Origin of the sequence: Lactobacillus sp. UMNPBX15, from assembly GCF_002553785.1 — a bacterium.
Taxonomy (GTDB): domain Bacteria; phylum Bacillota; class Bacilli; order Lactobacillales; family Lactobacillaceae; genus Lactobacillus; species Lactobacillus crispatus.
Map to the genome: position 1 here is coordinate 1 of NZ_PCYV01000018.1, position 12,162 is coordinate 12,162.

The window sequence follows — 12,162 nt, forward strand, 5'->3', positions numbered from 1 at the left end:
AAAATGTATGAAAATAAAACATAGTCATACATTTGCTTACATTTTTCATAGCAGTTAATAAAGCCCCGAATGATTTAACTTTACGGCAATTAGAAAAGTTAACTGCCAAAGAAGACGGCTATCATGCTAAGTTAGTTAGCTTTGATCAATATCTTGAGGAAGCCAAAAGACTGCATCAAAAATTGCTAATTGAAATTAAAACGACGGCTAAAGATTCGAAGAAAATGCTGCAGCGCTTTAATCAAAAATATGGCAAAACGATTCTCAAAAATACGTATCAAGTACAATCACTCGACTATCGCGTGGTTGAAGGACTGCACTTAATTAATCCACGTTTGGTTGTCTTTTACATTCAACCTTATAATTTTACTTATCCGCAAAGTGTTGCTAGTGGATATTCAATGGAATATTCTACCTTGAATTCAGACTTTATTTGGCAAGCCCATTTGCAGGATCGTCCTGTTTATGCCTGGACAGTTAATGACGAAAAATTAATGAAGAAGATGATGTATCAACAAGTTGATGGCTTAATTACTGATCGAGTTGATTTAGCTAAAAAGGCAATTAAAAGTTTCCAAAAGGATGCTAGTTATGCTACGCGAATCTTAAATTATATTGTTGTCCTGCATCTGCCGAAAAATTTTGAATCTGCATGAAGACTTGATATGAAGGGCTGGACATGGTAAACTATACTAGATTTTCGAAAATCTGAAAGGAAGTATAGCATATGCGTAAAGGTGAAAATTACAACACTGGTTGTGAACCAAACCAAAGACCTAAGAACAAGAGAAACGCAAAGAAGCGTGTTGCTCACGTAGCAGCAGTTGTTGCTTTCTTGAACAAGGCCGCAAAAGACGAAAACAAGTAGTCTTTAATAATATTGAAATAAAAGCTAGGAGCTGACGCTTCTAGCTTTTTTTGTTTTAAAAAAATTTTATCTATGCATGGACATTAAAAAATTTTTGAATATAATTTAACTTAGGTTTTTATAGATAATATATAGGATATAGATAGTTAGATATATGAATAAGAATAATAAATACAATATTTTGATCTATTTAGATCTCGTTGCAGCAATACTTTTTCCAGTAATTGCTGTTTTTCAAGTGGAAGAATATTCGGCAAATATAGTCAATGGCTTATTTTTAATTCTAATTTTAGCTATTATGACGGGATTATTGTTGCCTAATATAATGGTTAGCTGGCTGATAATTTTGTTAACGACGATTGCAGCGGGCTTTTTAGTGCTGGGATATGTTGTAATTCCTACAGAAGCAAAGTGGTTTTTAGTGGTAGCTTTTCCGATAGAGGCAGGGCTTTTAACGGTGTTGCGCTATTATGTCCTAGATTGGCGTTTTATTAGTAAAAATCGGCAAGATATTCGCAATTACCTTAAACGCTACAATGGCACTCTAAAAATGCATACATGTTACACTGCTAATAAAATTTATTCAAAAGTAATTAGTAATATTAAAGAACGGCCACAATTACATTTATGGATGCATGTATCAATGTTGCGTTGGGCTAACCACGAACAGTTTGCTCAACTTCATCCAGAAGAGCACGCGCAGTATTTAGAAAAATTAGCTGATATCTTAAAAAAGAGAAGATTAGCAGCTGAGGAACTCTTTTATTTAGGAGATGCCACTTTTTTTATTATTTCGCCTGAATTAAGAGATGACATTATCAAGCAGATTAATCAGGAGACAATTGCGGAATTAAAAAAAGTGCAAGATGATCTTCCCGGAGGCTTGAAATGGACGAGTCAGAGAATTGATGAAACAAACGTGGATCGTTTTACAGATCCAAATGTGATTGTAAAACATTTGGACCGCGAATTGGAAACTGACTTAATTGTTGAATATTTAAAGGCTGAAGCAAATGACTAATTGGTTTTATTTCTTAGCTTTAAGCATTTCAGGCATCTTTTTACTTGCTTTCATAGTTATGTTTATTTGTGCGTTTGTCATTTACTTTAATGTTGAAAATACGGTAATCAATAAAAAAGGAAAAAAGGCGAAAAATGAGTGAAGCATTATAAATTTTAACGTTAATCTCGATTTGGCTTTCTTTGTTGATGTCTCTAGTTACCTTAAGTGGTGCAGTTTTCTTTTGGTTAAAGCACAGCAAGCTCTTAGTTAAAATCACGCCACTTAAGCGTTACCCAAAAGTTACGTTAGTTGTACCAGCTCATAATGAAGAATTAGTTATTAGTAAAACTACGCAGGCAATTTTAAATTTGAATTATCCGGCTGATAAGTTACAAATTTTAATCTATGCTGATAATTGTACTGATGATACTGCTAAAATTGCCCGGGAAATAATCAAGCAATATCCTGAACGGAAAATCAATGTTCAAGTAATTGAACGAACAGGTAGTGGTGGCAAAGCTGGTGTATTAAATGATGCTTTGAAGATTGCCCAAGGAGAATACCTTGGTGTATATGATGCAGATGCCATGCCAGAAGAAAATGCTTTGTATTTTTTAATTAAAAAGATTTTGGAAAATCCGGTGAGATATAAGGCTGCTTTTGGTCGCAATAAGACGAGAAATGCGCGGCAGAATTTTTTAACTAAGTGTATCAATCAGGAAATTGTTGTTACCCAGCGAATTCAACACTGCGGTATCTGGCAATTATTTAAGATTGGTCGTATTCCAGGGACTAACTTTATTATTAATACTGATTATGTCAGATCAATTGGCGGCTGGCGCAATGGCGCTTTGACCGAAGATACTGATATTTCTTTTAAAATTATGGGCTCAGGTAGTTTGATTGCCTTAGCCTATAATTCTGAAGCCTTCCAGCAAGAACCAGAACGCTTAAAAGATTATTATTTCCAGCGCTTGCGTTGGGCTAAAGGTAACTATGAAGTGGTGATCAATAATTTTTGCCATCTTTTTGATAAAAGCAACTGGCGGGTTAAATTAGAGACTGTCTATTATTCCTGCACTTTTTTCTGGTTTAATTTGGCGATTGTTTTATCAGATCTGATCTTTTTTTCTAATTTGATTGCCTTAATCGTCCATCTTTGGAATCCTGCAGTAGTAATACCATTTACAATTTCGCGGAGTAATATTTTATTAGCTCAAATTCTGCTCTTTAATTGGCTATTGATGGTTTTGCTTTATATTTTGCAAATTAACCTAGCTATGACTACGCAATATGGGCAGGCAACTGACGAACAGATTTGGCTAGCCTTAGCATCATATTTTACTTATTCGCAATTGTTCATCATTGTATCAATTCATGCTGTTACTTCAGTAATGCTAGATCGCGTTTTTCATCGTGATAGTACTAAATGGGTTAAGACTAAGAGATTTGCGGATTAGGTGATGAGATGAAAAAAAGATGGATGCTACTAGGATTTTTACTCGTAACGATTGCATTTACCGGTATTATGATCTATATCAGAGCAGATAATAATTCAGCGGTGCGTAATTTTTTTCTACATTCTTGGCATAAAAATTATGTAGTTGAAGAAAAGAATCTTGCCTATATTAATACCACGCCTAAGCAGGAAAAAGTGACGGTTTTATCTGAAGGCCAAGGATATGGGATGTTTATTGCGGCGCATGATCCAGCAGTTAAAGAAAGCAACTTTGCTAAGCTAGTGCAGTATTATTTAAAACACCGGGATCGTAATACGCAATTGATGGCTTGGCGGCAAACAAAGAAAAATGGAAAATGGAGCAGTGAACGCAATAGCGCTACTGATGGGGACTTATTTATTGCTAAAGCTTTGTTTTTAGCGGCTAAAAGATGGAAAAACCCAGCATATCAGCGGCAAGGGCAAAAATTAATTGCCGATATTTTGCGTTATGAATATAATCCGACAACGCACGCTTTAACGGTGGGCAATTGGGCCGATTCTAAGTCGAAGTATTATAATTTAATGCGGACTTCAGATGTATTGCCGACAATGTTTGATCAATTTTATCGTGAAAGCAATGATTCGCGGTGGCTCTTAATTAAAAAAACAATGCTCAAGCGGCTCAATCAGTTGAGTCACCAGCATAAGAGTGGCCTAGTTCCAGACTTTGCCTGGCTGACATCAAAAGATGCTAAGCCAGTTAAAGGAAGGGTTACCACTGATCGATATGATGGTGATTATTATGCCAATGCTTGCCGGGTGCCAATGGATTTAGCATTTAGTAAGGATAAATTAGCAAAGAATACTGTACATCGCTTGCTTAAATTTTTTAGCAAGCAAAATACAATTACAGCAGGCTATACTTTAAAAGGCAAGCCAGTCAATAATTATCAATCAGCTAGCTTTAGCGCGCCAATTTATATTGCGGTGAATGAAAATCGCAATCAAGGCTATGATAATTTGTTTGCTTCGCAGCAATATATTTTTGCTAAAAAATTACCTAAAAATAATTACTATGATGCAGCACTAACGACGATGGCAACGATACTGACACCGGCGCATAGATTTTAAGAGGCAAAGGCCTCTTTTTATTTGCATTGAAAATCAATCTTTGATAACATAGTAAAAATTTTAAGGAAAATGAGGAGGATAAAAAAATGGGATTAAATGCATATATTCAAGGATTTAATAGTTTAGAGTCAATTGATCGAGCACCGGGCTACTTCAAGTATCATCACCACTCAGTAGCTGACCACTGTTTCAGAACAGCGGAATTAGCACAAATGATGGGAGATATTGAAGAAGTAAAGGGTAAAAAGAAGATCAACTGGAAGGCTTTATATGAAAAGAGCTTGAATCACGATTATACTGAACGTTTCATCGGTGATATTAAGACACCAGTTAAATACGCTACTCCTCAACTTAGAAAGATGATTGGTGACGTTGAAGAAACAATGACCACTAAGTTCATTAAGGATGAGATTCCAGAAGAATTTCAAGAAATTTATACTAAACGTCTCTCAGAAGGCAAAGATGATACTTTAGAGGGTAAAATTTTATCAATCTGTGATAAATTAGATTTGTTATATGAAGCTTATGGAGAAATCGAATTAGGTAATCCTAACCCGGTTTATATGCAAATGTTCAAGGAAAGTCTTGAAACGATCAAGAAGTTCGACGATTTAGTTTGCGTACAATACTTTATTAAGAAAATTTTGCCAGATCTTTTTAAAGGTGATTTCGCGGGAAAGGATAAGATGCAACGAATAGCTTTTAGCATTCTATTGTTAGGGGATGATTAGGTGAAATTTCAATGTAGTTCATGCGGGCTGCGCATGGACTCTTTGCATTTTAAGCAAGAGGGGTTAATGAATCCTAAGTTGACCAGTATTTGCGACATTTGCATCACGCGCAACCTGAATCCGGAGGATTACGCAAATGATGCGGTCGCAACTTTTGCTCAAAGCTTGCTTTACACGTTTGTCGGTGCAAAGAAACAAGATCAATCAGGTTTTATTGTGAAAAATAAAAAGGACCGTAAAAAATACGAGGCCTTTTTACAAGATTATGATGGCAATGAAATCGCCCGCCAACAGATTAAAAGGTCTGATTTGAATTTGGCGGTAATTAAAAGCGAAGATGGCAAGCTTAATTATGTGCCTAACCAAGGCGTAACTTTTGAGCAAAATTTAAAGGGAATGGATTTGGAGATCAATTTCCAGTTAAACGAAGTTGATTTTATTGATCGTGAACGCATTCGGGCCAAGTATAAATACCGCTGCCAATATTGCGGCAGACGTGGCCGCAGCGTAGATCATAAGGATCCTGTTTCTCTTAGTCACAACAACAGCTTAGATAATTTAACTTTAGCTTGTGCGGAATGCAACCGAATTAAGTCGGATATGCCTTATAAGTTGTTTATTCAACTGAATGATCAAATTTCTGAGATCAATAGAAAGCTAGTTAAGTATGAAGATGCGCTGGGTACTTTGAGAGAAGAATTTGAGCATCGTCGGCGCTATTTAGCGGCTCAAGTACACCTTAAGGGTGTGATCAATGATCCTGAGCTAAATGCGATTAGAAAGCAAAATAAGAGCTTACAGGATGCCATTGATAGTTTACAAAGTGATTATGATGATTTGCGTCAAACGCGCAAGACGTATTTTGATACGGGCTGGAAATTAGCTCGGATTAAGGCTCAGAAAGATATTGTTTAAAAATCAAAAGTCCGCTGTTCATTTCTGAATAGCGGGCTTATTTTGATAATTATCTAATTCTGTCTTCTGGATCAAACAAATACTTGTTCCACTTATTATCTGCGTCAACTGTTGGGTGGAATAATAAGAAGGCTAAAAGTAAATCTCCCACGTAAGGAACAATGCCTAACCACCACCAGCCACCGTTAAAGCCTGCATCGTGCAAGCGGCGAACAGTGTGTCCTAATTGAGCTAAAAATGACCAAATAAGGATAACCAGTAAAAGTATTAAAAAGCATAAAAAGAAAATACCGATTGCTTGCGGCATTTGATGCCAGCCAGAAATAATCGTGAAAAAAGCAGAAAAAGCATAGATGAAAAGAGTGCCGATTCCTAAAGTAACTTGATTAATTGCTGTTCCTACCCAGAATGATGTTCTAGTTGATCTAGCATTCCACTTGAAGCAATCAAAGAAGTGTTCTTTTAGAATTTGACCAATAGTTGGCACAGGAACTGTTTCTTTATGGCCGGCAGGGTAGTCTTGATTACTAAAGAAATATTTGCCCCACTTAACTTGGCGTTGAACAGATGGCTGTAATTCAAGATAAAATAAAAACATTGCGCCATAACCAGTGAAGGCAGCCCAGTACCAATAGCCGCTGTAGCCAACATCGTGCAAACGTCGGATCGTTTGTCCTAATGCAGCTAAAAATAGCCACAGATAAACAACAGCCGCAACAATACCATCGACTATTCTAATGCCGGGGTTGATGTTTTGGTTAAAAGCATAGAAGCCAAGAATGATGCATAAGATGCCGATAACAAGATTAATCAAAGTGCTCCACCAGAAAGATTTACGCGTAGTTCTTGCTTTCCAGTTGAAGGGATGCAAATAAGCCTCGTTCAAAATTTGCGCAAAACTTTCTGCAGGCGGCAGTGGCAGACTTTCGTCATAAGGCTTGATAAAATAATATACTCTATCATTCATTTTACTTCCTCCAAAAATTAATTTGTTATAAATTATACGCTAAAAAAGCCGTGAAGCAATTAAACTTCGCGGCTTTTTTGATATTAGAATTCATTATTTCTAAAGTTGCTCAAGAACTTTTGCGTCTTTTCATTCTTAGGATGGTCGAATAATTCTTCAGGTGCACCTTGTTCCGTGATCACGCCATCACTGATGAACAATACGCGGTCAGAAATACTCTTGGCAAAGCCCATTTCGTGGGTAACGATCACCATCGTCAAACCGGTTGTAGCAAGCTTTTGCATAACGTCTAGTACTTCGCCAACCATTTCTGGGTCAAGGGCACTAGTTGGTTCGTCGAACAATAAAACTTCTGGATTCATTGAAATCGCACGGGCAATAGCAACACGCTGTTGTTGACCACCAGATAATTGTTGTGGTTTAGCCTTGATAAATGGATCCATACCAACCTTTTTAAGGTTCTCCATAGCAATCTTACGTGCTTCGTCTTTTGAACGCTTGAGGACCAATTCTTGGCCAATCATGCAGTTTTCCAAGACGTTTTTGTTCTCAAATAAATCAAATTGCTGGAATACCATGCCGACCTTGGATCTAAAGGTATTACGGTTGTAACCAGGTGCCAAAATGTTTTCACCGTGGAAATCGATCTCGCCACCAGTAGGTTCTTCGAGCAAGTTGATGCAGCGAAGGGTAGTAGACTTACCACCACCAGAAGGACCAATGATCGTTACGATTTCGCCTTTATTGATGTCAAAGGAAATATCCTTTAATACTTGGTGATTTCCATAAGACTTTTGCATGTGCTTTAAGCTTAAAATTACTTCGTTTGATTCAGTCATTAATTATTTGCCTCCGCATCTTTTGGAGTACCAACTTGGACTTGGTTAGCCATCAAGTTGTAATTCTTATTACCTTCAAGTCTCTTTTCGATAAAGTTGAAGATTCTAGTAATAGTAAAGGTTAAGATCAAGTAAATTGCAGAAATCATTAAGTAAGTTGGGAAGAACTTGAATGATTGACTAGCAATAGTTGTACCAACAAAGAACAATTCAGAAACTGAGATGATACTCAATACTGAAGTATCCTTGATGTTAACGATAAATTCGTTGGTGATTGATGGTAAACAGTTTCTAATAGCTTGAGGCAAGATGATATGCCACATTCTTTGGTTGTGGGTCATACCAAGTGCACTAGCTGCTTCGAATTGACCTTCTGGAGTTGAAATAATACCACCACGGATAACCTCAGCTAAGTAAGCACCAGTGTTAATTGACACAATAATCAAAGCAGCTACAGTTCTATTTAAATTCAAGTGCCAGAATTGGGCAATACCATAGTAGATTACGGCTGCTTGAACCATCATTGGTGTACCACGGAAGATTTCTACATAAACAGATAATAACCACTTAACTACGTTCAAAGTCCAACGCTTGCCGCGAGTAGTTGGAGTAGGAATGGTACGAATAATTCCTACAAGCAAGCCGATAAAGAAACCAACAATGGTACCAACTAAAGCTAAAAGCAAGGTCATGCCAATACCTGACATAATCATGCCACCATATTGCTTCCAAGTAGTAACTAGCCAGTTTTCTTTCTTAGTTTCGTTACCAGCCTTAGGTTGTTCCTTGATGGCTTGTGACATTAATTGATCACGCTTTTTATTAGAAATAGTTCTTAAAGTAGCGTTAACTTCATTTAAAAGCTTGGTATTACCCTTTTTAACCCCGATACTAGTTACGGAATCGTCATGGTCAACTTTGAAGCCAGCCATTTTGTTTAAGTTAACTGCAATAATGTTAGGGTTAACGTTGTGGTAACTTTCAAATTCAATATCTTCAGCAACATAACCATCAATGGTGCCAGAAGCTAAACTTTGACGCATGGCTGAAAAGTCACGCATAGCTGGTTCTCTTTTAGCACCTTTTAATTGCTTGATTAAATCGTAGTGCAAAGTTCCTTGTTGTGCGGTTAACTTGGCACCTTTGAAATCAGTCAACTTCTTAGCATTAGAATATTTACTTGCCTTATTAGTAATTACGACGAAAGTACTTTTACGATAAGGTTCTGAGAAATTAATTGCCTTGCGTCTTTCGGCAGTAGGAGACATACCAGCAATAATTAAGTCAATTTTACCTGAAGTTAAAGCTGGTAAAAGGCCATCCCATTGAGTCTTTTCTACGATTACTTTTTTGTGTAGTCGTTTACCGATGATCTTGGCAATTTGAACATCATAACCATTAGCATAGGAGTTAGAACCATCAATTGGAACAGCTCCATTAGCTTTGGTTGGCTGAGTCCAGTTGTATGGAGGATAGTTTGCCTCCATACCTATCTTTAACGTGCCAGAATCTTTCTTAGCAGCTTGAGTCTGATTGCTACTAAGAGAAAAACCGATAAATAAACTGAGTAGGACAGACATTATTACAGCCATCCATCTAAATCTTGACTTCAATTATAAAACCTCCAAAAATAGTTTTAACATAAAGCCAACACAATAAAGAGTAAACAAAAACCTCGCTCTTCCAAAGAATTGCGAGGGTCATAATCATCAGTGTTTAAACCAAATCTTATAGCGCTCCCTGGGGACTAACCAGGACAGTCTATAGAATATTCTTCTATAGCCCAACAGATTAACACGCGAATATTAAATCTATTTCGGCGGCAACCCTAAGTTAACTATCATTGTTTTCGCGAACTCAAACTTAACTTGTGATTGTCGCAACCTCTATTGCATTGGAAAAATATTTAACTAATGAAGAATACTAGAAGAAAAAGTTAAATTTGTCAAGCCCAACCATTATTAGTTTCATAATTTCTCTTTTTCATATCAGAAACATAAGGATTTCCTGCTACATAAAAACGTAATTTCTTATTAGCCCAAACGGGATCAGATTGATTGATACCAACACGCGCTGCAGCAATTATTTCCTGGGGAATTTTTTTATGACGATCATCAAGATCAATGGCGAAAGGGGAGTCTGATAAAAAGTGCAAATTCCAATTCTTATCATGAATACCAAAAGCTTGCATCATTTTTGCGGGACCATTAGTCAAAAGAACGCCATCTTTACCATGACGGTTCTTGATCATGGTCTCAATTCCTAAAGTGGGATCGATTGCACGGATTAAAACACCCTGTGGTTCATTCTGAACCCTAGTGGCAACATCAAAGAAGAAATATTGACGTTGCGCGTAGATATAGATCGTTCCGCCTTTGCCGTAAAGTCCTTCATTCGCTGGGCTACGACGACCGCCATAAGAATGTGCAGCGCGATCCTTTTTACCCATATATGCTTCTGCTTCCACGATATAGCCGCCTAATTTTTCTTGACCATTATCAAAAGTAAGCATTCGCCCAATTAGGTCTTTTGCAATATAATCGGTAGTGTTAGTAGAAAAATAAGTTGAATAATTCATTTTTGACCTTTCTAGAAAAGAGATAAAAAATAATGACAGAAATTAAATTAGTTCGAATTTATGACCATGAGCAACCTGCTGGTTATCGGATTTTAGTTGACCGTTTATGGCCACGGGGAATGAGCAAAGTTAAGGCCGATTTAGCTGAATGGGATAAACAAATTGGCCCTAGTAAGGAATTGCGTCAGTGGTTTAATCATGAAGATGAAAAATTCCCTGAGTTTAAGCAAAAGTATATTGAAGAACTTAATCATAATGATTATACAGCGGAATTTTTGCAAGATGTAAAGAAGCATTTGGCTAAAGAAGATGTTCTTTTCTTATTTGGTGCCAAAAATAAAGAGCACAACCAAGCAGTTGTACTCAAAGAATATGTATTAAATACGCTAAACAGTTAAATATGTTTGTGACCGTGTTTTTTAACTTTCCAAAAGTGGAAGAGAATTGTCAAAATTAAGATCGCAAAGACAATAATTGCAAAAACGGTGTTTGGCAACTCAAATCTCAATGGTGGCAGAGCTAGCAGCAATTTTAAAGCGATGATTCCTATCAATAAGTAAGCCATTGGCTGCAATTCTGGAATAATATCCATTAATTTAATGATAATTTCGGCAACTCCTCTCATACAGAGAATACCGATCATGCCACCGATTAAAACAACAACGGGGTTATCAGACACGGCTAAAGCAGCTAAAACAGAATCAATTGAAAAGACGATATCCATTGATTCAATTGAAATAACCGTACGCCAGAAAAGAGATAGTACATGTCTCTTTTTCTTTTTGCCTTTGTGGTGAGCTGCTTCGCGCTCTTCTTTTTCTTTCTCATGTTCGGCAGCTTGTTTAGGGTGGCGTTGATCATAGAAGAATTTAAAGGCTAGGTAAAAAAGATAAATACTACCAGCTAATTTAATCTCCCAAAAGTTGATCAGATAAGTCCCGATTCCGATAACAATAAAGCGGAATAAATAAGCACCCCACAAGCCATAAACCAAGGACTTGCGTTGTTCAGCTTTATTAGGTAGCACCTGTGTCTGTGCGGCCAAAACGACAGCATTGTCGACTGATAACAAGCATTCCATCAAAATTAAAGTCAGAATGATCATCCAGTCTTTGCCACTGGTTAGGACATGTAACCAGTTATTGCCGTCAAAAAAGGGTGCATATAGTTTAAGAATTGACATGTAACTGCTTCTTTTCTAATTTAATTAATCTGATTTTTTCTTTTTGTCCCAGACGATAAGTCCCAACTTTATTGTTGGATAAAATAACTCTTTGGTCAGGAATAAAAATCAAAACAGGGTTTAATGCTACGGCGTGTGCAACTGAGCGAGAAGATGTGGCTTCGGCTAGTGAATTGGCGACGTCACCATAAGTTAACGTCACACCATAAGGAATATGCTGGACAACGGCTAATACCTTTCGTTGAAATTCAGTGCCGAATTCCGAAATATCAATAGGAACATCAAAATTCTTTCTGATACCAGCAAAATATTCCTTTAATTGTTTGATATAAGGTGCCATCTTTTTAGGGTCCCGCACCAACATGCGGTGAGGGTAGAAGCTAAAAATAGGTGAAACAGTTTCATCTCCTTTAAGTCCGACGTAAGTTAGGCCGGCTTCTGAAGCTGTTAAAAAGTAGGTCCATGGCTCAATTGTAACGTAATCATAGTAAAAAAACTCTGTCATG

Annotated in this window: 13 protein-coding genes, 1 pseudogene and 1 riboswitch; of the genes and pseudogenes, 8 read left to right on the forward strand and 6 right to left on the reverse strand. The window is 37.0% G+C overall.

Annotation, left to right across the window (positions count from 1 at the left end; genetic code table 11):
- Nucleotides 1-50 precede the first annotated feature (50 nt).
- The 7 genes and pseudogenes from CP366_RS05610 to CP366_RS05645 form a co-directional block, all read left to right on the forward strand.
- Nucleotides 51-656 (forward strand): annotated as a pseudogene (locus CP366_RS05610) (glycerophosphodiester phosphodiesterase family protein); the annotation flags it as partial.
- A gap of 71 nt (nucleotides 657-727) precedes the next feature.
- Nucleotides 728-868, forward strand: coding sequence for a hypothetical protein (locus tag CP366_RS05615; RefSeq protein WP_003548644.1), 141 nt, complete (start codon nucleotides 728-730; stop codon nucleotides 866-868).
- Between the two features lie 154 nt (nucleotides 869-1,022).
- Nucleotides 1,023-1,889: a hypothetical protein gene (locus CP366_RS05620; protein ID WP_057726600.1), complete on the forward strand. Its 867-nt coding sequence runs from the start codon at nucleotides 1,023-1,025 to the stop codon at nucleotides 1,887-1,889.
- Nucleotides 1,890-2,077: 188 nt separating this feature from the next.
- Nucleotides 2,078-3,331, forward strand: coding sequence for a glycosyltransferase (locus CP366_RS05630; RefSeq protein ID WP_089147908.1), 1,254 nt, complete (start codon nucleotides 2,078-2,080; stop codon nucleotides 3,329-3,331).
- 8 nt (nucleotides 3,332-3,339) lie between these two features.
- On the forward strand, nucleotides 3,340-4,443 hold the full coding sequence (locus CP366_RS05635; RefSeq protein WP_089147907.1) for a glycosyl hydrolase family 8: 1,104 nt from the start codon (nucleotides 3,340-3,342) through the stop codon (nucleotides 4,441-4,443).
- Nucleotides 4,444-4,529: 86 nt separating this feature from the next.
- The gene (locus CP366_RS05640; RefSeq protein WP_005720489.1) at nucleotides 4,530-5,174 is read left to right on the forward strand and encodes a YfbR-like 5'-deoxynucleotidase; all 645 of its coding nucleotides are present in this window, start codon (nucleotides 4,530-4,532) and stop codon (nucleotides 5,172-5,174) included.
- Nucleotides 5,175-6,089, forward strand: coding sequence for an HNH endonuclease (locus CP366_RS05645; protein ID WP_089147906.1), 915 nt, complete (start codon nucleotides 5,175-5,177; stop codon nucleotides 6,087-6,089).
- Nucleotides 6,090-6,138: 49 nt separating this feature from the next.
- Here the strand turns inward: CP366_RS05645 and CP366_RS05650 are convergent, their stop codons facing one another.
- The 4 genes from CP366_RS05650 to CP366_RS05665 all read right to left on the reverse strand — a co-directional run bounded on the left by CP366_RS05650 (nucleotide 6,139) and on the right by CP366_RS05665 (nucleotide 10,473).
- Nucleotides 6,139-7,056: a DUF805 domain-containing protein gene (locus CP366_RS05650; RefSeq protein WP_089147905.1), complete on the reverse strand. Its 918-nt coding sequence runs from the start codon at nucleotides 7,054-7,056 to the stop codon at nucleotides 6,139-6,141.
- Between the two features lie 83 nt (nucleotides 7,057-7,139).
- The gene (locus tag CP366_RS05655; protein ID WP_013085660.1) at nucleotides 7,140-7,895 is read right to left on the reverse strand and encodes an amino acid ABC transporter ATP-binding protein; all 756 of its coding nucleotides are present in this window, start codon (nucleotides 7,893-7,895) and stop codon (nucleotides 7,140-7,142) included.
- Complete coding sequence (locus tag CP366_RS05660) at nucleotides 7,895-9,508, reverse strand: ABC transporter substrate-binding protein/permease (protein WP_005720493.1); 1,614 nt, start codon at nucleotides 9,506-9,508, stop codon at nucleotides 7,895-7,897. Before CP366_RS05660 ends, CP366_RS05655 begins: the two co-directional genes overlap by 1 nt.
- A 110-nt stretch (nucleotides 9,509-9,618) precedes the next feature.
- A riboswitch (Lysine riboswitch) is annotated at nucleotides 9,619-9,792 on the reverse strand.
- A 48-nt stretch (nucleotides 9,793-9,840) separates the two neighbouring features.
- Nucleotides 9,841-10,473, reverse strand: a complete 633-nt coding sequence (locus tag CP366_RS05665) for a DNA-3-methyladenine glycosylase (protein ID WP_005720496.1) — start codon at nucleotides 10,471-10,473, stop codon at nucleotides 9,841-9,843.
- A 32-nt stretch (nucleotides 10,474-10,505) separates the two neighbouring features.
- On the opposite strand from CP366_RS05665, the gene CP366_RS05670 reads away from it, so the two are divergent.
- Nucleotides 10,506-10,871, forward strand: coding sequence for a DUF488 domain-containing protein (locus CP366_RS05670; protein ID WP_013085662.1), 366 nt, complete (start codon nucleotides 10,506-10,508; stop codon nucleotides 10,869-10,871).
- Here CP366_RS05670 and CP366_RS05675 read toward each other — a convergent pair.
- Both CP366_RS05675 and CP366_RS05680 read right to left on the reverse strand, forming a co-directional pair.
- A complete protein-coding gene (locus CP366_RS05675; protein WP_013085663.1) occupies nucleotides 10,868-11,656 on the reverse strand; it encodes a TerC family protein in 789 nt (262 codons plus the stop codon). The genes CP366_RS05670 and CP366_RS05675 overlap by 4 nt on opposite strands.
- Nucleotides 11,643-12,161: a methylated-DNA--[protein]-cysteine S-methyltransferase gene (locus CP366_RS05680; protein WP_013085664.1), complete on the reverse strand. Its 519-nt coding sequence runs from the start codon at nucleotides 12,159-12,161 to the stop codon at nucleotides 11,643-11,645. Before CP366_RS05680 ends, CP366_RS05675 begins: the two co-directional genes overlap by 14 nt.
- Nucleotide 12,162: the final 1 nt, after the last annotated feature.